This is a genomic window from Paenibacillus sp. FSL R5-0923 (assembly GCF_038009145.1).
Lineage (GTDB): Bacteria > Bacillota > Bacilli > Paenibacillales > Paenibacillaceae > Paenibacillus_AQ.
Genome location: NZ_JBBPAT010000001.1, coordinates 464,429 through 490,712, shown reverse-complemented (window position 1 = coordinate 490,712; position 26,284 = coordinate 464,429). Strand labels below are relative to the sequence as shown.

Sequence of the window (26,284 nt, the reverse complement as noted above, 5' to 3'; positions counted from 1 at the left end):
TCTTATTTAACGTGTAAAGGAAAGGTAGAAATGGAGAGATTGACTATCATAGATATCGCCAAATTATGTGGGGTTGGCGTGACTACAGTATCTAGAGCTATAAATAATCATCCGGATATTAATGAAGAAACAAAAGCGATGGTTATGAAGGTCATCAAAGAAAACCATTATGTACCGAATAACAGTGCCAGAAATTTAAAACGTTCCGATTCGAAAACAATTGCAGTATTGATCAAAGGGATATCTAATCCATTTTTCAGCCCGATGATTAAAGTATTTGAAAAAGAGATCCAGCGAAAGAAGTACTCCTTTATCCTACAGCGAGTCGATGAGAATCAAGATGAGATTGAAGTGGCAATTGAGCTGGAGAAAGAAAAGCGCCTGAAGGGAATTGTGTTCCTGGGGGGGTTATTCTCACACTCTCAAGAAAAATTACAGCAATTGACGGTTCCATTTGTCCTCAGCACGATTGGGATGACGGAAGAGTTTGATCTAAGTAACTATTCTTCTGTATCTGTAGATGACTTTAATGAGAGCTACAAAATTGTAGACTATTTATGTAATCTGGGACATGAGAAAATCGCAGTTATTACCGCGCCTGAAGATGATGTGAGTATCGGTAAATTAAGATATGAAGGATATAAAAAGGCTCTTTCTGATCATGGAATAGCTTATAATGAACGGCTAGTACGGCGGATGAAAGAAGATATTGATAGCTATAGTATGGAAAATGGGTATGCGGTTACAAAAGAACTGCTGGAGTCAGGGGAAGAGTTTACCGCTATTTTCACCTTATCAGATAGTATGGCCATCGGTGCTTGTAAAGCCATTTTTGAAGCAGGCAAGCGAGTGCCAGAAGATTACTCTGTGGCAGGTTATGACGGACTGGATATTTCCTTCTATTATAATCCTTCTATCACTACCATCAAACAGCCAGTAGTAGAAATTGCGGAAGCGTCGATTAAGATTTTATTTGATCTCATTAATAAGAAGGTAAATCATGCGCATCAGATTTTCCCTGCAGAATTAATCGTTAGAGAATCTACGAGATCTATTTTGTAGTTTCAAAAAGTTCATATGTTTAAGCTTATTTACGAATCGGGGTGGGGAGATAGAACCGCAAGAGATTAAACTTAATGATATCAGCAGCATCACACGGTTTCTCACCGCATTCGGTGACCCTACTCGGATTCGGATTGTTATTAGGTAGAAAAGGCCGCTCCTATTTAATTCCGAAATTTCAAGTCTTTGCTCAGTGCACTTCGAAACATCCCCACACTTAACAATACCAAGGGTAGAAATAACCCGAAGGTTATAATGTAGTACACCCAATAATTATCAAACACCGCATTGTAATAGGTGTAATTCGGAGCAATGAGAGGTGCTAGTGCGATTAGGATCATCCCAGTAGGCAGAGTTAGCACCCGAAACTCTTTTAAGTTTAATAATTGGGATAACCCTAGGACGAAAGCATAGAAGTATAATGTTACTTCTATAAACAAGGTTAACATCCACATTAGAGCTATCATGGCTTCAACCCGCTCAAAGATCCCACCAACCGATATGCGTCTTGCTATGTTATAACTGGGATATATATCTCTGGTCGTTAAATCCGGACCTAGTACTAATACGGAAACAGTGACTGTCAGGAAGATGATAATCCCACCTAGGAAACAGCCCTGTAATAAGGCTTTTGTTATTTTTTTTTGTTGATTTACATAAGGGAGGAACATTAGAAAGACAACGGGTTCTAAGAAGGTGTAAGCCGAAATGGAGATGGACCCTCTTAGCACTGGCTTTATTCCGTCCTCCAATATGGGCAGCATTCTGACTATTTCCATCTGAGGAATAATGGCGACCGTTAGGATTAGAAATAGGATTATAACCATGGGAGTAAAGATCTCACCCGTTCGTCCGATAACCTCAATACCGAGTCGTGTTGCCATAATGACAATCAGTATAAATAAGATTAGAATGGCCGGAATGGGGGTTCCGGGTAACATTTCCGAGGTCACGAAATCAGCGACTTCCCGCATACTTCCTACGGTAACGATGAGAAAATACATTAAGGTCAAAAGAGATATAATAGTCCCTATCCATTTTCCAAAAACCTTTTGAATCACTTGGATAAGCGTTAGGTTGGGGTATAACTTTGCGAATTTGCTGTACAAAAAAATGGCTAGTAAACCTACGATCATTCCAATTAAGGAGGAAATCCAGGCATTTTGTTTGGCGTAGTGTGTAGTGGAAGGGGGGATTACAAGAATGGAATCCCCAATGGTAAGAAGCATAACAAGAATGGTAAGTTGACGAATACTTATTTTACCCTTTTCGAGCATGGCTTTGTTCCCTCCAATTTATCACTTCGTCTCTTCCAAGAAAGAGTTAGTTACTTTCCCTAACTGGCGAATCTCTATGTTCATCTTTACGTTTACTGGTAAGTTAACAAAGGTTTGATCCCAATTATCCTTCAGTTTTTTCCACGCCTGTGGGTTAGAGCGATGGATGACCTCGCCAAATCCAAAAATATCGGATTTGTATTCTTGTTGTACTTTTTTAATCGTAGTCTGGAATAAATGCTCTACTTTCACGTTAGCGATTTGTTCTAATTCGGTGATGGTCTTTGGATTGGTGAGGTCTAGATTTCTACATTGAACTTCTCCTAAATCTGTTTCTATATGTTGCTCGATACTGATTTCTGGGTTGTTGCCATTCATGCTGCCTTTTACTTTTGATTCGGCCTTAAATATATCAAGAGATATCTTTTTATCTTTATCTTGGGGACAATTAATGAAGGAAATCGTACTCTTTACCTTATTCGTTAAATAGTTATACACTTTTGATTCCTCTTGGTTTAGCCAACCGATCAATTTGTCCTCTTTGAATACGGCCAATCCAGAGTATTTCAATTCTGTTGGAGAATCTACGGTTTCTACATTCTTCGGAGTTTCTCCTGCATCTACATTTCCATTGATGACAACCCCTGTTAAGACTGGATTCTTACCCTTACTTACAAGTTCTGTAATCAGTGTTCCTAATGTCACAGTAGATGTAGGTGCCCATTTTTTCTCCGATGTTTCTAGGCTGGAAAACAATCGCACAGCAGGAATCTTTTCGAGGCTAGTTAATATTTTCAAAGTATCTTCTGCCCGTGCATCCTTTGCCACCACAATAAAGTAATCATTTCGCGCTTCGGTATCTCTTGACATGAAATCAAGAACGTCATTGATTCCCTCTTTAGCCAGAGCCTCGCTAAGGACTAAGATCCGCAGATGAGAGATGTAAATTTTACGTGGACTAATGGTTGTGATCTTCCTAAGCGCTTCATATACAGTATTTCCTGTCTCTTTGTAAAGGTTAACGGGTGATTGAGGACTTCCCCCTTTTGAGCCAGCGATTTGACTGGGTAAAACCACTTGTGCAGAAACTTGATATTGATCTCCGATCTTATCGATGCCGATCCCTACGGCAATCGCGAGATCATTCATTTCCTGTCGACTCCAGCAACCAGTTAACCCAATTTGTATGAGAACAAGAAGACAAAGTAGAAGTGATCTTCGTTTCATGGTGTATTCCTCCGTTAGATCTCTCGGGTTTAGTCCCATTATTTTTAAGATAACCAGGCATTTACCATGTCGGCTACAGGTTTATAGATGAACACCATCCAGGCTAACGGGTCTGAGATCGAGATATTCATGACGTAAATCAGACTAAAAAAAGTTCCCAGCAACAGAAGAAATAAAAAAACCCAAAATTCCTTGATTAAATTTTTCCTCAGCATAAGAGGCACTTCGATGGCTATAATAACGGCTACAATGATGAGGATCACTACTATACCCAATGTTCACAACCTCCCAAACAATCTTTAGTTCCGAGATGTTAAGTCTTTGCTGAGTGCTCTACGAAATATGCCCATACTTAATAACACAAACGGTACAAAAATACCGAAGGTTATAACATAGTACACCCAATAATTATCAAAAATAGCGTTATAATAAGTGAAATTCGGAGCAATGATTGGAGCGAGTGCCACTAAAATCATCCCTGTGGGTAAGGATAACACGCGATAATCTTTTAATTTTAATAATTGGGACAACCCCAGAACGAAAGCATAGAAGTACAAAGTTACTTTTATAAACAAAGTTAACATCCATTGTAGAGCTATCATGGCTTCAACCCGTTCGAAGAATCCGCCAACTGATATACGCCTTGCGATGTTATAACTGGGATAGATATCTCTAGTCGTCAGATCCGGACCTAACACCAGGATGGAGACGGTGAGCGTAATAAAAATTACAATACCGCCTAGAAGCGTACCCAGTAAGAAACTCTTTGTTATCATTTTTTGTTGATTTACATAAGGAAGTATCATGAGAAAGACAACTGTTTCTAAAAAGGTGTAAGTAGTGATGGAGATAGCCCCTCTTAGAACAGGCTTTATTCCGTCCTCCAATACGGGCAGTATTCTGACAATTTCCATCTGGGGAATAATAGCAATCGTCTGGATTAGGAATAAGACAATGAACATAGGAATGAAGAGCTCGCTAGCTCTCCCTATAACCTCAATACCGAGTCGTATTGCCATAATCATAATCAGTATAAACAAGATTAGAGTGGCCGGAATAGGGGTTCCAGGTAACATTTCAGAGGTCACAAAATCACCGATTTCTCGCATACTTCCAACGGAAACCATAAGAAAATAGATTAAAAATGTAAGGGATATAATAGTTCCTATCCATTTTCCAAAAGCCTTTTGAATCACTTGAATAAGCGTTAAATTGGGATATGACTTTGCGAACTTGCTGTACATATAGACTGCTAATAAACCTGCTACCATCCCAATTAAAGTGGAAATCCAGGCATTTTGTCTGGCGTATTCTGTAGTGGAAGAGGGAATTATAAGGATAGAATCGCCAATAGTAAGGAGCATGACAAGAATGGTTAGCTGACGGGCACTTATTTTTCCCTTTTCTAACATGGTTTCGTTCACTCCTAATGATTACTTCATTTCTTCCAAGAAAGAGTTAGTTACTTTCCCAAACAAGCGAATTTAACAAAGATTTTCGTTTCAAGATTTATTCCTCCGTCAGATCTCCCGGTTTTTCCGGCGGTGTACTCTTTTCCCGAACGAGATTTTTTTGATTAATTAGCTTAGGACGGGTAAACATAGCCCAACGAGGCATTCGAAAAAAGGTGTCCTTTTGATCAACAAGATTAAACGGAGCTAGCGGGCTCATATAAGGAACTCCAAAGGAACGTAAACTGCACATGTGCAGAACAATCGCAATAATCCCGATAATGATCCCGAACAATCCAAAGGAAGCCGCTAGAAACATCATTGGGAAACGAAGCATTCTGACCGTCAAGGCGAGATCAAAGGCTGGTAGTACAAAGCTGGAGATTGCCGTGACAGCTACGACAATGAGCATGGCGGCAGAAACAATGCCAGCATCTACTGCAGCCGTTCCAATGACTAGCGTTCCTACTATAGAGACAGATTGGGCTATGGTTTGAGGCATACGCACACTGGCTTCTCTTAGAATCTCAAAAGCAAGCTCCATTAAGAGGGCTTCAATAAACGCTGGAAGCGGCACGCCTTCCCGTTGAGCAGCTAAACTAATGAGTAGCGTTGTGGGCAACATCTCTTGATGGAAGGTAGTAATAGCTACATATAAAGATGGGGCTAATAATGAAATGAATATACAGAAATAACGGAGCATCCGAACTAAGGTACCAACATCTGCACGTTGGTAGTAATCCTCAGCGGTCTGCATGAAGGAAACGAATGTAGTAGGAACCGTCATGACTATAGGCGTTCCATCTACTAAAATAGCTACTTTTCCTTCCATTAGCGCAGCTGCAATAACATCAGGTCGTTCGGTATGATGGATCGTTGGAAATGGAGTATAGGTTTCATCCTCGATTAATTCCTCGATATAACCACTCTCCAAGATGCCATCGATGTCGATTCGATCTAAACGTGTATGTACTTCTTGTACAATCCCATCATCTACAATTCCTTTGATATACATAATGGATACATCGGTTTGGGTCATACGTCCGATTTGTTGTGTTTCTAACCACAGATTTGGATTTTTTATTTTCCGCCGGATTAATGCAGTGTTGGTACGCAAGCTTTCTGTGAAGGCTTCCTTAGGTCCACGGATCACCGTTTCTGTAGCACTTTCCGTGACACCACGGTCTTTCCAACCACGCATGCCAATCGTGAAACCCTTAGCGTATCCATCTAGTAAGAGGATCACATCTCCGGATAATAAGGAGGTTAACAAAGAATGGAACTCCGTCGCATCTTTGATATCACCTACGGTAAGCATGTGATTTTTTAATAAGGAATAGTTGTCTTTCTCAGGTTCTAAGCTCAAATCTGGAATTTCTAAGACAAGGGACTCCAGAATGAAATCTTGAATAGCTTTACTGTCAGCAAGTCCATCCGTATAGAAAATAGCGGCTTTCATTTGTTGCTTGGAGCCAATGAAGAAATCTCTGATCACAAGGTCTGTGCTATTGCCGAGCGCCTTTTTTATATGTTCAATATTATCTTGAAGGTTTTCTTTGAGAGGTTCTTTAGGTAATTCTCTAGTGGGGTTGGGGTGCCCTAATGTAGGGTTTTTGAATATTTTTGTTATGGTTCTGTTTAGAAATCCCATAGTTGTTATCCCTCTTCCGCAAGCTGCTGTGAAATTAGCTATTACCAAAATGCGGTGGGATTATTCTTTGAATAATCAACTGCAGATTTGGGGATGAGCATGCAAAAAAAAGCCGTCGAGAGAATCTCGACAGCTAGGGCTAGAACTAGGTATTTAAGAACTTTAGGACGTCCAGTCGTTATATAAATGTTTCTCAGTTAGGATGGACAACAACTGGATACCGACCTCATTATGGCCACCTTCAGGGATGATCAAATCGGCGTATTTTTTGGATGGCTCAATAAAAGCTTCGTGCATTGGTTTAACCGTGCTCAAATATTGGTGATGGATCGATTGAATGCTCCGACCACGTTCCTCGATATCTCGGAGTACCCGGCGGAGGATGCGTACATCAGGATCAGCATCAACAAAGACTTTGATATCAAGCATATCGCGGAGGTTCTCGTCGGATAGAACATGGAGTCCCTCGATGATTACAATATTGTTTGGTTTCAGTTCTACAGTCTCCGTAGTGGAGCGGGCATGAACTGTGAAGTCATACACCGGTGCATATGCGGCCCTATCTTCTCGCAGACATTTAAGATGCTCAATAAGCAGCTCGTTATCGAAAGCGAAAGGATGATCGTAATTGATGGATTCACGTTCAGCGAAGCTGAGGTGTGAATGATCTTTATAGTAGTTATCTTGAGATATGAAAGTTACCTTTCCCGTTCCAAGACGGTCAATGACGGAGCGGGCTACGGTTGTTTTTCCCGAGCCGGTGCCGCCGGCGATACCAATGATGAGCATGTGATTCAATAACCCTCCCTAAGATTGCCGTTGCAATTCCAATATTGTAGCACAGCGCTCATGTTTTTTCACCTTAGATCGGGTAAAATTAAGATGGGATTTTTTGAAATTCGTCTATATTAGGGACAAGGCAAACACGGAAGGGGCAATTCTACCAATGAACGGAAAAAAATCAGTGCAAGAGGCGTTTAATGAAACGACTTATCGAATCGTAGGACATGGGGATCGAGATGTTCAAGTCTTGAAGGAAGCCTTTGAAGCTGTAGAGAATAGTACACCATCTGATATTTATGGATCGGGAAAGGTGATTGAGGATTTCCAGTCGGAAATGGCGAAGCTTTTGGGAAAAGAAACAGCAGTCTTCTTTCCGAGTGGAACGATGGCACAGCAAATTGCTTTAAGAATATGGTGTGATGAAAAAGGACTCAAGAGCGTCGCCTATCACCCTTTATGTCATTTAGAGATCCATGAGCAGGATGGGTTGAAGGAATTGCATCATATCGAGCCTGTCCTACTTGCGGATAAGAATCGACTAATTACCTTGGATGATGTATTACAAATGAAGGATGATATTGCTTGTCTGCTGCTTGAATTGCCACAGCGTGAGATTGGCGGACAGTTACCAGAGTATCAGGAGCTTGAAGCGATTTCTGTACATTGCCGTGCTCGGGGAATTAAGCTGCATTTGGATGGCGCAAGATTGCTTGAGACGCTTCCCTATTATGGAAAGACAGCTGCTGAGATCTGCGCCCTCTTTGATAGTGTCTATATCTCACTGTATAAAGGAATCGGAGGAATTGCTGGAGCGATTCTTGCAGGCGGTGAGGAGTTTACGAAGCAATCGAAGATATGGAAACGGCGGCATGGTGGCGACCTAATCAGTCTGTATCCATACATTATTTCCTCTGATTATTACTACCAGCAAAGAGTAGATAAGATGCAGCAGTATTATGAAGGGGCTAAAGAGCTTGCTGTTTTAGTTAATCAATGTCATGCGGTGACTACGTTACCTGCTGAGCCTGTCTCCAACATGTTTCATATGCATTTTCAAATGTCTAGGGAGAGCATTGAACCGATCCTGTCTTCTGCATATGAGGCAACAGGAATCGGTTTAAGCGCAGCGATAAGACCAACGGGAGAACATAGTTCTTATTGCGAGATCAGTATTGGAGACAAGTACGCAGACATCCCAAAAGAAGAGGTAAAAGGATTCTTACTGCTGCTCGATAAGCTAATGCGTGAATCATCTTCCGAGCAGCGTTCGAAGTAACGAGATCCGTAATAATTGTTTTTTAATAAGCTTTGTACGGAATTCATTTCTTAATTGATTGTAGATCGGCGGGCAATGGTTAAGGGCCCAATGATACATGAATTTAAAGTCTGTGGCGTCTTTCGCAGAATTTAATAAATAGTATGAGATCGTATCATATGCATTATGGTTAAACCATTCCGTCATTTCCTGCTCGTGATAGCCATATTTCTGAACGGCCATATTCTTAATTAACAGCTTCTCCTCCAGATTCTCAATTAAGAATCGCTGACTCAAATTAAAAGTAATGTTGTCCCCGTGTAATCTGTACACACCGGCAAGGGTATCTATGAAGCCAGCATCACCGACCAACAAAGAACGCAGATAAATAGAAGCATCGTTAACCATGTTCATATTCAGGATATCCATAGCCATTAAAGCCTCACGCTTAAAGACAGTTGTTAAGGTGGAGGAGGGCTTCGGATATCCTTTTTTCTCGAAATTCATGAAATAATCCTGCTTCTTAATAATCCTGCTTAGCTGTAGGCTACTGATCTTCAGTTGCTTGGCCTTTGAAAATTCAAGAAACACATTAGCAGCCACGAATGATATTTCGGGATGGTGATTGTGAAAGTCCACAGCCTTACTTAAATAATTCATATCAATCAGATAGTCATCATCATCGAGAAAAAGAACGTACTCCCCATCACCATGAGCAGCAAAAGCCTTACGGCGATTATTACCCGGGCCGCTATTTTTTTCGTTCCGCATATATATTACCCGTGACTCGCTTCCGAAGCTTTGATGCATTAACTCTTCCGTGCCATCTGTAGAGCAATCATCAATAACTGTGATCTCTATATAAGGATAGTCTTGCTTTAAGATGCTTTGGATCGCTTGATATAGAAATGCCTTTCTATTGTAAGTAGTGATAATGACACTAACCTTGGGATAATCGGCAAAGGAAAGGAGTGCTGAGTGTGAAGTATCCGTATGGGAGGACTGATGTTTGATTGCAACGATCCCATGGATTAACCCGTCAATTTCTTCGTTCACAATACTGAATTGCTCTGACAGATAGAACCTTAATGCATCTTCTGAAGCTCTCCCTGTGAGATAAGCACGGATCACCTCAGATAAGATTTCTAGATAGGTTTTAACTTGCGGATTTTGTTCTTTAGCTATGATCAGGCGGCATCGTTGGAATATCTCTTGATCATCCAATTGAAGTGCAGATGAATGGTTGATTTCATCATTAAGGTCATTTAGAAAGACGTAACAGGCTTGCTGCAAAACCTCGCTATGATCCATTTGGGGTCCTCCTGATGTGTTATTTGGATATACTACTTACCTCAGGTCTAGCAATAACCTTATTTTTGAGCTTAGTTCGGTATATTTTGAGATGCCCCCACGTATACAGGAATACTTCCCGTTCCATCAAGGAGGCGATTACGAAATAGACAGGCAAGATCACAAGTCCTAGCAGTGCACCCCACAACATAATTCCCGCATAGGAATGGATGGGGATATTGATAGCGCTAGAGATCAGAATAATACCCACAAAAACCACTGCATTCGTTAGCCATCTTTTAAAGGTGACCCAAGGACTCCGATTCAGCAGATGTCTGCTAGCGTAGATCACGATATCTATGGAGCGGTATAAGAGAGCGGCTATCGTCCCCATCAATACACCGTAAATCCCCATAAAGATAACGAAGACAATAGAAGCGACTAGATTGATAGTGGATTCTAGTATGGAACGGTTCTGTGTGTTCTTAAAGTGTCCGGCGATCGTAATCACATTATTAGAAGAAGCTCTGGCATTGGTTAATAATTTGATGACTACGAACAGGATCGGCAGCCACATATCGATATAATTCACGTCATTTACCCCAGCGGTATACAGTTTCATAAAAGGTAGAATTAGAATGTAAGCTACCGTTAGAATCGAGAAAATGAGCCCCATAAAATACACTTCGTAAGCATCATAAAATTTAATAAAGGCTTCTTTACTCTCATGAAAGCTCTGACCGAGAGCAGCCTTCACGCTTCCGTTTATGGTTTGGACGATGTTATCTACAATCGTAAAAATCATGTTGTACATGACATAAATGCTGACGATCTTTAAGTTCGTAAATATAGTCAGGATTAGCACGTCAGTATTTCTAAACACTAAGTAGGAGATCTCATGGACTAAGACAGAATTTTTTTGACCAATGGCTTCATAGTCTGGTTTAAGATTTAGGTTGATCCATTTGTAATGCTTATTGATGTAAATATAGAAGACGACGATTTGAAGTATGGTCAATATGAAATAGGAAGCTTGCACAGCAATGATGTTAACGCCTTGAAGTAATAACAGAATCCGAATTACATTGTTCAGAATATTAGCTACGGTGACTATAGAAGTCTCTACATAGCTTTTTCCCTCTGCAGCGAGAAGCACTTTGAATTTCCCTTGGAAATAATAATTGATCGCTCCGCCCATCCCTGTAAGTAAAATAATGAGCATAACCGATAATCGATCGATGTCAGAAGTGATCACTAATGGATACACGGTGGCGATTAGAAGAACGGCGAAGAAATAATAAATGCCTGTTTTTTTATAATAGCTAGAGGTGGCGGCCAAAATAGAGTTGATGTGGTTCTTATCATCCGAAGCTACTGGCTTATATAGGGCTTGGATCGAAGCGGCGCCTACGCCGGCTTCCAGCAGTGCCAAATAACTAATAATTTGTACAATAGAAGCGATTAAACCATTGGCCTCTGAGCCATAGTTGACCATAATCAGTCGGGGGATAAAAAAACCGAGGATGATCGTAATGAGCTGACTCCCGAGTCCAAAAGATAAGTTAAGAATGCTCCGCTTGGCTCTCATAACGTATCCTCCTTTCGTAAAGCGATAAATACGTATCCAGATGCTCGAAATGCCTTTCGGCATGTTTGGCTTGCGGCGTGACATCCATATAGTGAGTGGTCATACTTTCAAAAACCTGCGCAGGCTGGAGCTGCTCCAGTGTAGTGAAATCGGTATATAGCCCTTTGAACTGGGCATCTTCCATTACATTGATCATTTTTTTGCTGTAAGCGACGGGAAACACTGGTTTACCCAAAACCCAGCCGAGGATCATCGCATGGAATCTTGAAGCTACGATAAAGCTGGAATGGGCTAGAACGGCCAAGACCTCTTCCATATTCGTTTTATATAAATGCACTTGGGTGGCATCCTCATAGGAGTGGCCCATAAGATTCCGGATTTCCTCAATCGCCAGCTGATCGCCTTCGTGTTCACAAAATGACATAAAATGAACAGCGTAGCCTTTTTCAATGAAATAAATTGCGAGTTCTTTCATTTTTTCATAATAGAGGTTGTCAAAACCGTTCAGACCTTTAACAGAAGGCTTAATGACGGATAAGACGATATAATCCTCTGGTTCGGTTTGAAGATCTGACGGGTTAAGCTGAAAAATAATATCGGGTGCTAAACGGACATTATTCAGATCCTCAAATAAATCATAAGAGTACTTTTCTCTAAAGCAGATGTCTGTATAGTCCTTAAAAATCCGCCTGTGTTCCTCATAATATTCTTTATCTGTGTAAGGGCCGAAATTCGATCCTAATAAATAGTAGGGCTTGTTCTTATTCCGGATGGCTTCTGCGTTCTTAAAATGCTCCTCCCAATGCTCTGCCTGCATAAAGATCGAGCCGCCGATATGAACAACACCATCGGAACGATTTGCCATGAATTTTTGCGCCAGATTATGTATCTTTAACCTTCTGCAAATAAAGGCAATGCCTCTTAAGAAAATGGAATCGGAAGGATACACTTTGAGGTTCCTGATCTCTTTGAAGCATAGCTTGTATAGGCGTGGAGCACAGATTCTGAATTCGGTATCCGGATACCTTTCACATAGCACCTTTATGAATAAATCATCGCCCAAATTAAATTCGGTATAGGCATAGATCAGCATCTTCTTCATATTCTAGATTCCTTTCGCTTGAACCTGGATAAGCTTCTCTCCACAGAAATGAATCTGTGATATAGAAGCGGGGAGATTAAGAATGCTCGGATATAAAGGGCTAATCTTCGATCATTCCCTCTATAACGTCTTATGAGTTCATACATTTCTTGGTTTAGTTCCGGATAGGTATGATCGATGTCGCGAAGTAACTTATGAATGCTTACGCCTTCTGTCCCATTTAGACAGGTTTTTAGGTTGAAAAAGTAATTCTCGATCAATTCGCGATTTCTTATATAAGGAGATATCATATCCAGCTTCTCAAAGGGATGGGCCTCGAAATAAGCATCTACCCGTTTGAATACACCAACGACATCAAATTTTTTCACATTATAGCTGTTGGAAATCGACGTGTTTCTTTGTAAATAAAACGATAATATATCCGGCAATGTGATGACTGTAGTGGCTCTGGATAAGGCTTTGTAGATAAATTCCTGATCTTCTCCATTCACACAGCGTTCCGTATATTGGAGCCCATGAAGGAGCAATAATTCCCGGTTATACGCTATGCTCCCTGTCCATATTCGCAAGCTTTTGTTCACAAAAATATGAGTCAGCGCTTCACTGCCTGTTATGTGGCTATAAGCGGAGGTGTAGCTCAAAGTAGTGACTCCATCCTCTGTGACATGGCTATATCCCCAGCAAATAATCTCGGGGTCAGATGGTTGAGTATAGGTATGAATGGTTCGTACTAAGTCTGTAGAGATATAATCATCACCATCCAGAAACAGCACATATTTCCCTGTAGCTTCTGTTAAGCCTCTATTTCTAGCCGCACTAACTCCCTGATTCTCTGTTCGAATGACTTTGCAAGAAAGATCGGGGTGAAGTGCGAGAATATTTGCTATCACGTTGTAGGTGTTATCTGTAGATCCGTCGTCCACGATAATGACCTCGAAATGCGGTCCACTTTGGGTAAGGAGTGAATCAAACATAGGGGTTATATAATGTTCAATATTGTATACAGGGACCACAATGCTTAGATTCATGTGCTGGCTCCTTTCCTTGGTAGAACTGGATAAATAGCTATCTTAAGCTTACCCTTCGTATCAAAAGATTGTATATACTACTTTAGTTTACTTATTGCTACCTCTAATTCGTTGTAACATCACGTGAATAATAATTATTACAGTATGTAAAATGACAATCATATCGATTGGTATAACATATATAGAAAGTCTATAAAATCATGAACGCTCGAAGCGGAGGGACCTACGATGCAGCTGCAAAAAATATTCGTGAACGGTGAGAGATTAAAGAATACGATTGAGGCATTTGCGGATTATGGGCGTACAGATAACAACGGCGTGACCCGGTTATCGCTGACGGAAGAGGATCTTAAGGTTCGGGATTATTTTCGATCCTGTTGTGAAGAATTGGGGATGTCTGTGAAGGTGGATGATATGGGCACGATGTACGCTACGCTTGCGGGTGTAGAGTCTGGGCCTCCTATTGTGATTGGTTCGCATATGGATACTGTGAAAAAAGGCGGCAGATTCGATGGTATCCTTGGGGTAATCGCTGGACTAGAGGTAGTTCGCACACTCGTGGATCACGGGATAAAACCGAAGCTATCGGTGACCATTATGAATTTCACAAATGAAGAAGGGGCTCGCTTTGAGCCTTCGATGATGGCTTCTGGTGTGCTGGCCGGTAAGTTCGACAAGGCAGAAATGTTGAATAAAAAAGATCTGGAGGGCATTACCTTTGGCGAAGCGCTGGAGGAGAGTGGATATGAGGGAGACGCGAGCAATCGTATTACCGAAGCCACTGCTTATTTGGAGCTTCACATCGAGCAAGGTCCCGTGCTAGAACAAGAAGAACTGTCGATTGGTCTGGTGGACTGTGTAGTTGGCATGGCCTGTTATGAGATTGAGGCGACGGGGGAATCGGATCATGCGGGCACCACGCCTATGGCAATGCGCAAGGATGCCTTGTTCGCTGCCACGGATTTGATCACGGAGCTTAGAAACAAGCTTAGTGGACTCGATTCTGAACTGGTGTATACCATGGGCAGAATGAATGTGTTTCCTAATATTCATACCGTCATTCCCAATAAAGTGATCTTCACCATTGAGGCTAGACATAAAGATATGGAGATTGTTCGTGAGGTGGAAGCTATTATTCATAGCTTGCCGGAGATGCTACTGGACTGCGGAGTAAGTAAGACCAAGCTTTGGGGTAGAGAGACTGTTTGGTTTGACCGGGGGATATGTGATTTAGTAGAGCAAGCGGCACAAACCTTGGGTTATTCTAAACGGAAGATCGCAAGTGGCGCAGGGCATGATGCTCAGTTCGTAGCCAGCTTTCTGCCATCCGCGATGGTGTTTGTACCTAGTGTGAAGGGAAAAAGTCATTGTGAAGAGGAGTTTACCTCCTATGAAGACTGTGAAAAAGGGGTAAATGTAATCCTAGAAACGGTGTTGTTATTACTGTCAAAGTAATGCGCGTCACTAAACATAACATTCCATTATGGAAGTAGTGCTTTAATTTCATACAAAATCGTCAAAAAGACACTTTAAGCAGTGTCTTTTTTTATGAGATAATGATTAGGGTTGTGTTGGGTACCAAATGACATAAAGTTACTGGGCGGTTTAAGTCGAATCCTTTGTGTAAAAACACAATGATGATAGATAATATTTTAATTTTTTACCAAATTGGGAATACTAAACGTATGTTATCATTCTTTACATAAGGGATCTACATTAGACGGGAGAGATGAATGATGATTATCGGAGTGCCTAAAGAAATTAAAAATAATGAGAATCGTGTAGCCATAACGCCTGCGGGTGTAGTTAGCCTTATTAAAGAAGGACATCAAGTGCTGGTGGAAGCTGGGGCTGGTGTGGGAAGTGGATTTCCGAACGAAGAGTATGCTTCTGCCGGAGCGAAGCTGATTCAGGACGCAGCTACGGTCTGGAGCTCTGCCGAAATGGTGATGAAAGTGAAAGAACCGCTGGAAAGCGAGTACCCTTATTTCCGTCCAGGCCTTATTTTGTTCACGTATCTGCATCTTGCGCCTGAACCTTCTCTGGCCGCTGCGCTCAAAGACAAAGGTGTCTTTGCCATCGGGTATGAGACGGTTGTTCATGAACGTACCTTGCCGTTATTAACACCGATGAGTGAAGTGGCGGGCCGGATGTCTGTTCAGCTTGGCGCTCAGTTCTTGCAAAAAAACTATGGCGGACAAGGGATTCTTCTCTCCGGTGTTCCCGGGGTTAGTCGTGGCAAAGTTAGCATTATCGGCGGTGGAGTAGTAGGTACAAACGCTGCAAAAATGGCTATCGGTTTGGGTGCTGATGTTACAATTGTTGACCTCAGTGCAGAAAGATTGCGTCAATTAGATGATATTTTTGGGGCACAGATCAATACGCTGATCTCTAACCCTTACAATATTGCCAAAGTGGTAGCTGAGGCAGATCTGCTGGTAGGTGCGGTGTTGATTCCGGGTGCGAAAGCACCGAAGCTGGTTACAGAAGAAATGGTCAAGACCATGAAGCCGGGATCAGTGATTGTCGATGTGGCCATTGACCAAGGTGGTATCGTAGAGACGATCGACAGAGTGACAACACATGATAATCCTGTATTTATCAAGCACGGCGTGCTGCATTATTCTGTTGCTAATATGCCGGGCGCTGTGGCCAAAACTTCGACGATCGCTTTAACCAATGTCACCGTTCCATACGCCCTGCAAATTGCCAATAAAGGCGTGATTAAGGCGATTCAGGATAATGCCGGCCTAAGAAGCGGCGTAAATGTCGCCAACGGTAAAATCACCTGCCAAGCCGTGGCTGAAGCACTTGGCGAGAAACATTTTACGGTAGAACAAGCTATGGAGCAGACGTTCACGATGAGCTAAATAGAGCTAAATTGAGATGAATAGATGCGTTCCAAATGAGTGGTGATATTTAGGGACAATAGACAGCGAATTCCCGCTATGGGAGTTTGCTGTTTGTTGTTTCTGGGAGTAATAATTTCGGCTCAGTTCGGTGTGGGGAGATCCGGTAGAAGTCTGTTAGTTTGATCTAGGAGGTAGCTAGGAGCGGCTTCAGTGTGGCTAGATCCAGCAGAAATCTACTAGTTCGGTGTTAAAGGCTGTAGGACTGCGTTATGAAGATGGTTGGATCGGGTGGATGTGTGTTGGTGATGATTTTTAGGGAAATCCTCCCTAAAAATTACGCGAAAATAGCTTGAAACGCTATAATTAGGGAATTTCTCCCTAAAAATACGAAGAATATGCCCAATAATAACCTGATCGGTTGAATATTAGGGAGTTTTTCCCTGATTAGTAGTAAACCAAGCCTAAAATACAGAATTTTAGGGAGGAATTCCCTAAAAACTCTAAAGGGGCTCTATCAAGTAGCGGTTTATGTACTGTCGCGCCACTCCGTCACGCCGTAACCCGCATCAACGTAGCCGGCAACTCCGTCCCATGCAAACCCGCAACCCTGTAACCAACGTAACCCGTAACTCAGCAACTCCGCCCCCACGCAACTCTATAACCTCGTAACTCCTCCACCCGGCGATCTCAAGGTCCCACCATCTCGCCCCCATCCCATTATCTTATAGTCAGCTGGGAGCACGCATACTATAATAAAATCACTCTAGAGTACAAGGTTCGGCTATTTTTTCAGGCAGGGGTGGGGCTAGTGACGGAAAAGGATCCATTGTTTGATCGTTTCTTCGATAGTATGGAATCGTTGGCGGATGCGATTAGTGAATCTCTTCAATCCCAAGTTACGATTGAGGACAGCAATCATCATGTGATCGGATACAGCTCCCATCAATTTGAGAGTGATTCCGCGAGAATTTCGACCATTATTGGAAAGCGTGTACCTAACGCTGTGATTATTGGCTTACGCAAGAAGGGGATTATGCAGCAGCTTGAGAGCGCTACACGTCCGATTCGGATTCCTGCGGTCATGGAGGTAGGTCTTGGCCCCCGACTCGCTATTTGCATCAAACATCAGAAGGAAATACTCGGGTACATATGGGTAGTGGATGCAGGCAATCTAGTTGAAGGTCACGCAGAGAATATTGTAGAGAAAGCGGCGGCCATCGTTGGTCGTTATATATTGAAGCAACGGGGTTGGAAGACGAAGCAGGAGAAAACGCAGGAGGATTTTTTCTGGAAGCTGCTTACCTCCCATTATGACAATGAAGCGAATATCAAGCAGGACGCGGAAGTTTGGTCGATTCTTTTGCCTGACAAATATTATATTAGCGTGTTTGAGAGTGACAAGGTCATCAATGACCACTTCGTACTTCGGTTTCGGCAAACTATGACCTCCTATCCGGGGCTGAAATTATTGTTTCTGACTGCTGAGCACAATCGGTTAATTATATTGTTTTCATTCAGCTTTCGCATGGAAGGGACGGGTGGTCTGTATTCGTTCATGCACAAAATTATCGAGGATATGCGTAAGAGTGAGAGCTGTATGCTGGCTGCAGGCTGTAGCCTGGATTACACTGAATATATGTCGGCAGCCATTGCGTACTGGGAAGCGGGTTCCATTCTGGAAATCAAGAAGCTGCTGCCTTTTCATGGCCGAGAGTTACTATTGTATGAGGATATTGGATTTTGGGCGTATGTTCCGGCTATTATAGAGCAAAAACGTAGTCGGACCCGTAAAAGTCCTTTACTGTATCCGCTAAAAGAGCATGATCGCGAGCATAAAAGTGATTTTCTAAAAACGATTGCCGTTTATTTATCACTCAGTGGAAACTTGAAGGAATCCGCCGCTTTTTTACATATTCATACCAACACATTGCTGTACAGATTAAATCGCATAGCAGAGATTACGGGAAAAAGCTTAAAGGATACGGGATACCGCACTTCTATATATTTGGATATTTTGACGGAAGAGACCAGGCAGCTCAATCAGTGGTTTGTTGAGTCAGGGGAATAAATGAATTAAGCACCAACTGGGCAGCGAACACGTACAATAACCTATATTTAGAACCTATAATATTGGAGGGACTAAGCATGGTGAAGGAAGTTCGTTCACCCGATGCCCTTGACTTTGAACGGAAAATGAGAGACAGCATCGTGGAATCGGCGGAAGCTTTAAATAACAGTGGAGCGGATTTTGCAACATTTGATGAGTCGCGCTGCAACCCGCAGTTTTGGACGCGTACAGATATTGGAGGACTACAGCTGAACGCTGGTGTGGCGCCTTCGGTGGGGATTAAAGACATTTTTCAGAACGGACATTTATATGCCTTCGAATGTGCGACAGCGATGGTCATTGTTATGTACAGGGCGACAATTGAAGCTATAGGTGAAGAAGCCTTTAATAGGTATTTTAAGGATTTATTCTTATGGGATTGGAACTACGACGAGAATCTGCGCTTAGTTACGAACTATAATAAGGATCAGATGCTGCGGGGAGATATTGTGTATTTCAGGAATCCAGATCATGCGCCTAGCAAGCCAGAGTGGCAGGGTGAGAATGCTGTTAAGCTTGAAGAAGACCTGTATTATGGCCACGGCATTGGGATAACCACTGCAGAAGTCATCATAGCCTCTCTTAATGAGGAAAGATCGCCCGGAAGCAATACCTCAGCTTTTCTTACGAATGAGTCGATACATCCTGATTTTAATTATTTACAGCGACTATCTACAGGTTCTGTCTTACCCATGGCGGAAAATAGAGGCTCTGAGTGCACTGTGTTTTCAAGAATAGGGACTAGAAGCTACATTTATAAGATTTAACAGCTAAGAGGGTACCAAGAAGAGTAATCTTCCTGAAAAATCACTTCACCATCCGTTTGTCCGTCATACGTAGTTTCAGTAAAGACACCATCTAGGGTGTCTTTTTTTCGTGTGGATTCAATAGTTCTAGTTCGTAGTCATTAAAGCTTGAGTAGCTGTATTGCCACCTCTTTGTGACTCTTGCATATTACGTCATGCATACAATTTAAATCTTTAATAATAGCAAAGGTTTAATTTTACATTGAACTGTTATAGTACTCATTGATCAATGCTTTACTAACAAGGGGGAAGGATAAGCGCATGAATACATTACGTAAGACAATAGTGATTGCATCAGCGATAACGTTGCTAGGAGGAGGGTTTAATACAGGCTTTAGTCAAAATAATTATGTCTACGCAGCAGATGATACTACGCCATCCATCCTGGTCGAAGACTTTGAAGATGGAATCAATGATGTGAAATTTAATCCTAAACGTATGTATAATGCTACGCTGCATTTGGAAGATAACAAGAAGCTTGTAAGAAATGGGCAATATTCGGCTAGAATTGATTACGATATGATCGGCATAGTAGATAACCCCTCTCAAATTGAAGTCGGGTATAAAACGGGGAATATCCCAGTTACAGGTTACCCTACTAAAGTAGGCATGTGGGTTTATGCAAACAATGAAGGACATTTGCTGACGACAAAATTTAGAGATCTAGGCGGATCTTCTTTCCAGGCAGAATTTTATGATGTAAATCAAGTGGGTATCAACTGGTCCGGCTGGAAATATATCGAGGCAGATATTCCGCAGGGTAAACCGGGTCCGATTGTTCTTGAATTGTTTTTCCAATTGAAACAATCGAATATGAGCAAGAAAAACAAAGGCTCTATTTGGGTAGATGATATTACCTTTATCTATGATGAAGTTGATGAGGATAAGGACGTTCCTGCCATTAAACCTATAGCCCCTGTTGAAAATGAAGTCTTAAACACTCCACTTGATGAATTGAAGGTTGAGCTGACAGATAACGGATCAGGTCTGGATTTGGGTACCTTATCTGTTCAGTTAGATGGAACGGATATCACGGATGAAGTGCACTATTCTCCAGATACAAATGTATTAACTTACCCAGGAGAATATGTAGATGGCGGTTATCATGAGCTTGTGATTGAAGTGAAGGACAAGAATGGTAACCCGGCAACCAAAAAACTCACCTTCACAATAAATGCAGGAGAGCGTTTGTTCATGACTGCAGACGAAGAAGCAGTAAGTAATGAAATCTATCCTGTTCATATTAATATTAAAGATTACTTGAAAGCAGAGCAGGCAAAATTCACCTTGAATTATGATGCAAGCACCCTTCAAGTTGAAAGCATTACTCAGGCGGCTGGAGTCTCCCTAACCTCAGATATTGATAATGAGCACGGCATGGTTCAAGTAGCACTTGATAACGTAATAGTAGCAGCTCAAAATGTCGTTACTGTTAACTTCAGAGTGAGCTCTCATGCCGTCTTAGAGCGTGGTGAAGCGTACAAAACCATAACAATGAGTAATGCGAGTCTTACTGCTGGCGGCGTTCAGACGAGTACACCATTAGCTGCGCCTATTCATTATACAATCGGTTTCCCTTATCAGCTAAAAATGACGGGAGTTGGTTTGGGTACACCTTCTACCTTTACAGTGTTAGACCATGGAGGCAATCCGTATGAAGGTGCGGATATTGTTTTCACTGGATTATTAAAGCAAAGCTCAGTCGTTACAGTTAACACTGTTACGTCTAGTGTATATGAGGATGATGATACATCTTCTAATGTAATCATGGTTGCAAATGATGGTGAACGTTACTATGCTTCAACAGCAGCTAAGAATGGATTTTACGAGGTTATTCTCGCAGACGGACAAACAACAGGTTATATCTCTGAAGCTGATGTTAGTAGTCAGTTATTGAGCGGCAGCCTTGGTAAAACAGATGCTAAAGGACAGTTAATAACAGACCTCACTACATTGGCACTTGGAACCTATCAGGTACAAGCAGTCATCGGTGATCAGAACAGTAAGGTTGTCAATTATGAAGTTGTAGAGCAGTATGGTATGAATGAACCGCAATATATTCAAACCTATGTCGCAGAGGATATGTCTTCACAACTGAGTGCTGCCTGGCAAACAAAACCAGATCAAACCTCTACGTATATTCAATACATCGAAACTGGTGAATGGGGAGCAGGTGCAAGCCCAGACAACAATAAAGTAAAGCAGCAGCAAGCTGAAAGTGAGCTGCAGGTGCTTAGTATGAAGGAAAATGGAACGAAGGGTGAAATCCGGTTTCATAATGTCCTGGTTAAGGGCTTGAAAGCAGATACCACTTACAAATATCGTGTAGGCGATGAAGACAAATGGTCGGAGTGGCATGAATATTCTACTGTCGATCAGGATAAATCAACACCGACCTCATTCTTGTTTATTACGGATTCCCATACGAATCAACTGCCAGGATTACAAATCTATCAAGAGCTAATGACTAACGCTTTGACACAATATCCATCAACACAGTTTATTATGCATGGTGGAGATATGGTTGATGTGGGCGGCGCATTCGAAGAATGGCAAAAGTTCTGGCTAGCATCTTCTGTTTATGCAACAAAACTCCCGACTGCACTAACACTGGGCAACCATGATGTGAAGAGTGAAGGGAAGGATGTGTTCACCAAAGGTGCGAATTTCCCGGAAAACGGACCAGAATCCCAACTGCAATATGCTTACTCCTATGAAGTCGATGATACTCATTTTGTCGTATTGAACTCAGAAGGCACAGAGGAACAGATGGTTGATCAAGCAGCATGGTTAAAGGACGATTTGGATCAGAATGATAAAAAATGGACTGTCGTTATGTTCCACCGTCCAGCTTATCATACAGAGAATGGCCGAGAATCCCTTGTTGAGTACACCCAAACCTATTTTGCACCCATATTAGAAAAGAAAAAAGTCGATTTGGTTCTGGTTGGTCATGATCATGTATATGCGCGTACCTATCCAATGATGGATGGAAAGCCAAATAAAGCTACCAATGAGGGTACTGTATACCTTGATGGTGGTGCTTCAGGCTGGAAATTCTATGATGGCACCCAATATAATTATTTGAATTATATTTTTGATGAAGACGTTCCTGTATACTCCGCTATTAAAATTACTGCGGATGCGATTCATGTGGAGGCACGTACAAGTGCGGGTACATTAATCGATGAGTTTTCTGTCAAGAAAACAACGGAAACTGAGACACCAACGCCGACACCAACACCAACACCAACACCAACACCAACATCAACGCCACCAACATCGCCACCAACACCAACACCAACATCAACGCCACCAACACCGAATTCAACATCAACGCCAACAGCAACGCTAACACCACCAATACCAACATCGAAGCCAACAGCGATGCCAACACCGCCAACATCGACATCGAAGCCAACAGCGTCGAAGCCGGTATTCAACGACAAGGTAAATGTAGATGCAGTTAAAGCTATCGTGGAAAAAGAGAAGTCTGCTCCCGCTATAAACTTTACTGATGTTCCGGTATCATCGTGGAGTGCCTCTGTAGTGGAGCGTGCAGCTAAGATGGGGATTGTAACGGGATATAGTGATGGTTCTTACCATCCGAATCAAAAGGTAACTCGCGCCGAGTTCGCCACAATGTTAGCAAAAGCTTTTGGTCTACCGAATTCAAGCGGTTCATCTTTCTCTGACACGCAAGGGCATTGGGCTTCAGAATCGATTGCAGCATTACAAGCTAAAGGGGTAATTACGGGTTACAGTGATGGTTCTTTCCATCCGAATCAAGAAATTTCCCGCGCTGAGATCGTTGCAATGCTTGCTCGTCTGACAAACTATGTTCCTAACGCATCCAATCTATTTTTGGATGTAGCTACGAACTGGGCTTCAGAACAAATCAATGCTTTTGCAACTGCTGGCATAGTAACTGGTAAAGGCAACGAATTGTTCAAACCAAATGATGCTGCATCCCGTGCGGAGTCGGTTGCGATGATCATTCGTTTGTTGGATAAATTACTTGCACACTAAGTGAAATGTTTCGGGTAGTTAACCGGATTCAGCTCCACCAATAAGAAAAAGAAGGGGCTATCCCTGAGTCATTTATGACTTATGGGACAGCCCCTTTGCTGTGTCTAATAGCCTAAAGCTCAACAAAGTCGTTGCGGAATTTCTCGAAATCAGATTTTCTACATTCTAGCGCAAGCCGTGTGCCTGTTTCTTCATAGCTAGTGGATTGAACATGGGCATGCTCGTTGAAATAGGAGACCACATTGCCGCGATCAAATGGAATCAGAATTTCACACTGTACATAATCCGTAAACACATGGCTGCGAATCAGATCTGTAAGTTCAGCTATCCCGCTATTTTGTTTGGCAGAGAGATAGACATTGTCACCCTCAAGGTGAGGGTAAGGCAAGTCAGTTAGGTCAGCCTTGTTGTAGGCATAAACCGTTGGAATTTGGTCCGCGCCGAGCGCTTTCAAAGTCTCATCAGTGACGGCCATATGCTGCTCATGCTGCGGATCGGAAATATCGACTACGTGAATCAATAAGTCAGCTTCGGTCACCTCTTCGAGCGTGGAGCGGAAGGCTTTGACCAGATGATGGGGAAGCTGGCTGACGAATCCAACGGTATCTGTTAATAAAAAGGTTTTGTGATCCGGTAGCTCAATGCTCCGAACGGATGTCTCCAGCGTAGCGAATAACATATCCTTGGCGAACACTTGCTTATTAGAGCCGGGATGATACGTCTCCACGATCACATTCATTAAGCTGGACTTGCCGGTATTCGTATAGCCGACGAGACAGACGACTGGAACCTCATTCTTATGCCGCTGCTTCCGCTGAATTTGGCGCCTTGCTACTTGCTGTTGAAGCTCAACTTGTAACGCTGAAATACGTTCTTCTATTCTTCTGCGATCCAGCTCCAGCTTCGTTTCACCAGCGCCTCTGTTCTTCAGCCCAGCACCACCGCCTTGTCTTCCGAGGGATTCTCGGAGACCTGTCAGGCGGGGCAGCATATACTGCAGCTTGGCTACTTCTACTTGCAGCTGTGCTTCTTTGGTCTTCGCTCTTTCTGCGAAAATATTCAAGATCAGAATCGTTCGATCAATGACCTGACGGCCTAGAGAAGACTCCAAATTGCGAATCTGTGAAGGAGACAGCTCATCATTAAAAATAACAATAGGAGCATCATGCGCTTCTAAGAGCGCAGATAATTCTTGGATTTTGCCTGTGCCGATATAGTGGGAAGGGTTGATCCGGCTTGCCTTCTGACTAAGTTCTCCGACAACTTCTAGGTCACAGGCAGCTGCCAGATTAGTGAGTTCTTCCATCGAATAATCGAAGTTTGTTTCGTTTTGTAGCTGAACACCGACTATAATAGCTTTTTCTCGTAGTTGTTCCATATATTTATTCATCCTCCAATAGTAAATAGTAAACGCAAAAAAACACAGGACATCTGCCTGTGCTTACGGTTCGTTAGAGGACGTCAGAACAAATGTGTAAGGAGAAATCTCCGTTACGACATTAGGGTCTTCCATAGATATATCGAATTAAACAACGGCTGGGGCGTAGGGAAATGATAACCTAATCCCTTACGAGCAGCAGTTGGTTTATTGGCTTCTATGGAGTTAAATGGGTAGACCTATCCTGAGTCCTCTGCACATGGGCAGAGCTTTAGCGCTATTCAATTAGCCGCGCAAAGTTCTAACTCGGATAAAGTCTATCACACGTAACCCTCCGTTCATTAAAAGTTAAGTCGAGTTTACCACATCCTTTATTTGGTGGCAAATCTGTATTTTATGCTCGGTGAAGCACATCTCTATTTTAATATCAATCCAAGAATTCTAAAAAATGATTGCATACCATATATATATAATTTGATATGAATAGGAGGTGTGAAGACATTGCCTGTCCTCTCTACAAACACCATCATTAATTTACCTGTCGACGGTACTCGTCCAATAGATCAAGTTGTGATCAAAGTGGTTAACAATGGATCAGCTGGCGCGGCTTGTTATTTAACGGGTTTAGCCAATAGTGCAAGTCCTCAGACAGTCTTTATTGAAGAATTATTTGAGCTGCAATATCGGGAAACGTCAAGCAAGACCTACACTATTGTAGAGGATTTATTCCAATTTAATTTTGTGTATTCACAGGACCAATTGAAGATTCAGGTTTTTCTTGTGGATGTGAACGGTGTCTGGACGGCTGTTAATCTGGAAGTGTTTCAAGTAAGCCGTATAACCTCGGAAATTCGTGATAACGTATCCGTTACATCGACTGACTTCGCGGCAATCAGCTTTATGAGGAGTTCTGCCTTTACTATTCCACAAGGACTTGCGGCTGAGATTAGACCGGCGGCTTTAGATATTCTATCCAAAAGACCTGTGCGATATATGGTCGTCGCAGGTGGCACTCTGGATGGGACATTCGAAAATTTCCCAACGCCAACTACGGATATTCCTGTCACGGACACGGCACTGCTGGTGAATTACACCTGCACTACGGTCACGGGTGGAAAGGTGATTATGCAAGGTACAGGATCGGGAATCTCCGGTGCTTATGCGAATTTGGCTGTTAATTTGCTTAACGAGCGACTCTCTTATGAGCTTCAGAATGAGCCGGTTACTCTGGTGGTTAACTCACTTTCAGGTGATGATGATCTCGCAGTCACCTTTAAGATGTCCGAGCAATGGTGAGCGTTCTTTAATCCAGTACTGAAGATAAATTCTAGTGATTGAAAAAAGGAACATCCGCGTAGATGCGAATGTTCCTTTTGATGGTTGTTGCAAGCGTTAAGA

Annotated in this window: 19 protein-coding genes; 8 read left to right on the top strand and 11 right to left on the bottom strand. The window is 42.3% G+C overall.

Translation table 11 applies throughout. The features are described 5' to 3' along the window. The first annotated feature begins 30 nt into the window (after nt 1-30). Complete coding sequence (locus tag MKX35_RS02125) at nt 31-1,062, top strand: LacI family DNA-binding transcriptional regulator (protein ID WP_076286657.1); 1,032 nt, start codon at nt 31-33, stop codon at nt 1,060-1,062. 164 nt (nt 1,063-1,226) lie between these two features. On the opposite strand, the gene MKX35_RS02120 is transcribed toward MKX35_RS02125, so the two are convergent. The 6 genes from MKX35_RS02120 to udk form a co-directional block, all read right to left on the bottom strand. Beyond that, on the bottom strand, nt 1,227-2,339 hold the full coding sequence (locus MKX35_RS02120; protein WP_076286656.1) for a GerAB/ArcD/ProY family transporter: 1,113 nt from the start codon (nt 2,337-2,339) through the stop codon (nt 1,227-1,229). Between the two features lie 21 nt (nt 2,340-2,360). Then, nucleotides 2,361-3,566 carry a Ger(x)C family spore germination protein gene (locus MKX35_RS02115; RefSeq protein ID WP_076286655.1) on the bottom strand — a complete coding sequence of 402 codons (1,206 nt, stop codon included), beginning with the start codon at nt 3,564-3,566 and terminating at the stop codon, nt 2,361-2,363. Nucleotides 3,567-3,610: 44 nt separating this feature from the next. Then, a complete protein-coding gene (locus tag MKX35_RS02110) occupies nt 3,611-3,841 on the bottom strand; it encodes a hypothetical protein (RefSeq protein WP_076286654.1) in 231 nt (76 codons plus the stop codon). Between the two features lie 24 nt (nt 3,842-3,865). Continuing rightward, complete coding sequence (locus tag MKX35_RS02105) at nt 3,866-4,978, bottom strand: GerAB/ArcD/ProY family transporter (RefSeq protein ID WP_076286653.1); 1,113 nt, start codon at nt 4,976-4,978, stop codon at nt 3,866-3,868. Nucleotides 4,979-5,075: 97 nt separating this feature from the next. Next, entirely contained in the window at nt 5,076-6,668 is a 1,593-nt protein-coding gene (locus MKX35_RS02100; protein ID WP_076299943.1) for a spore germination protein, read from the bottom strand. 162 nt (nt 6,669-6,830) lie between these two features. Beyond that, complete coding sequence (gene udk, locus MKX35_RS02095) at nt 6,831-7,457, bottom strand: uridine kinase (protein ID WP_042123429.1); 627 nt, start codon at nt 7,455-7,457, stop codon at nt 6,831-6,833. A 157-nt stretch (nt 7,458-7,614) separates the two neighbouring features. On the opposite strand from udk, the gene MKX35_RS02090 reads away from it, so the two are divergent. Next, nucleotides 7,615-8,727, top strand: a complete 1,113-nt coding sequence (locus MKX35_RS02090; protein WP_076299942.1) for a threonine aldolase family protein — start codon at nt 7,615-7,617, stop codon at nt 8,725-8,727. On the opposite strand, the gene MKX35_RS02085 is transcribed toward MKX35_RS02090, so the two are convergent. Genes MKX35_RS02085 through MKX35_RS02070 form a run of 4 tightly spaced genes read right to left on the bottom strand, consistent with a single transcriptional unit; the run spans nt 8,701 to nt 13,714 of the window. Next, complete coding sequence (locus MKX35_RS02085; RefSeq protein ID WP_076299941.1) at nt 8,701-10,017, bottom strand: glycosyltransferase family A protein; 1,317 nt, start codon at nt 10,015-10,017, stop codon at nt 8,701-8,703. The two genes, MKX35_RS02090 and MKX35_RS02085, sit on opposite strands and share 27 nt — an antisense overlap. Before the next feature lie 19 nt (nt 10,018-10,036). Next, complete coding sequence (locus tag MKX35_RS02080) at nt 10,037-11,584, bottom strand: sugar isomerase (RefSeq protein ID WP_076299940.1); 1,548 nt, start codon at nt 11,582-11,584, stop codon at nt 10,037-10,039. After that, entirely contained in the window at nt 11,559-12,686 is a 1,128-nt protein-coding gene (locus MKX35_RS02075; protein ID WP_076299939.1) for a polysaccharide pyruvyl transferase family protein, read from the bottom strand. Before MKX35_RS02075 ends, MKX35_RS02080 begins: the two co-directional genes overlap by 26 nt. Next, nucleotides 12,683-13,714 (bottom strand): glycosyltransferase family 2 protein, encoded by a 1,032-nt coding sequence (locus MKX35_RS02070; protein ID WP_076299938.1) that lies wholly within the window; start codon nt 13,712-13,714, stop codon nt 12,683-12,685. The genes MKX35_RS02075 and MKX35_RS02070 overlap by 4 nt, the downstream gene beginning before the upstream one ends. Before the next feature lie 228 nt (nt 13,715-13,942). On the opposite strand from MKX35_RS02070, the gene MKX35_RS02065 reads away from it, so the two are divergent. The 5 genes from MKX35_RS02065 (at nt 13,943) to MKX35_RS02045 (ending at nt 23,508) form a co-directional block, all read left to right on the top strand. Next, nucleotides 13,943-15,169, top strand: coding sequence for a Zn-dependent hydrolase (locus MKX35_RS02065; RefSeq protein WP_076299937.1), 1,227 nt, complete (start codon nt 13,943-13,945; stop codon nt 15,167-15,169). 281 nt (nt 15,170-15,450) lie between these two features. Beyond that, entirely contained in the window at nt 15,451-16,584 is a 1,134-nt protein-coding gene (gene ald, locus MKX35_RS02060; protein ID WP_042184149.1) for an alanine dehydrogenase, read from the top strand. Between the two features lie 790 nt (nt 16,585-17,374). Then, nucleotides 17,375-18,634: a PucR family transcriptional regulator gene (locus tag MKX35_RS02055; RefSeq protein ID WP_081382945.1), complete on the top strand. Its 1,260-nt coding sequence runs from the start codon at nt 17,375-17,377 to the stop codon at nt 18,632-18,634. A gap of 77 nt (nt 18,635-18,711) precedes the next feature. Continuing rightward, nucleotides 18,712-19,440, top strand: coding sequence for a protein-glutamine gamma-glutamyltransferase (locus MKX35_RS02050; protein ID WP_076286645.1), 729 nt, complete (start codon nt 18,712-18,714; stop codon nt 19,438-19,440). 300 nt (nt 19,441-19,740) lie between these two features. Continuing rightward, entirely contained in the window at nt 19,741-23,508 is a 3,768-nt protein-coding gene (locus MKX35_RS02045; RefSeq protein WP_076299936.1) for an S-layer homology domain-containing protein, read from the top strand. A gap of 112 nt (nt 23,509-23,620) precedes the next feature. On the opposite strand, the gene hflX is transcribed toward MKX35_RS02045, so the two are convergent. Further along, entirely contained in the window at nt 23,621-24,886 is a 1,266-nt protein-coding gene (hflX, locus tag MKX35_RS02040) for a GTPase HflX (protein WP_076299935.1), read from the bottom strand. 492 nt (nt 24,887-25,378) lie between these two features. Between hflX and MKX35_RS02035 the strand changes: the two genes are divergently transcribed. Continuing rightward, nucleotides 25,379-26,182, top strand: a complete 804-nt coding sequence (locus MKX35_RS02035; RefSeq protein WP_143759505.1) for a hypothetical protein — start codon at nt 25,379-25,381, stop codon at nt 26,180-26,182. Nucleotides 26,183-26,284 lie beyond the last annotated feature (102 nt).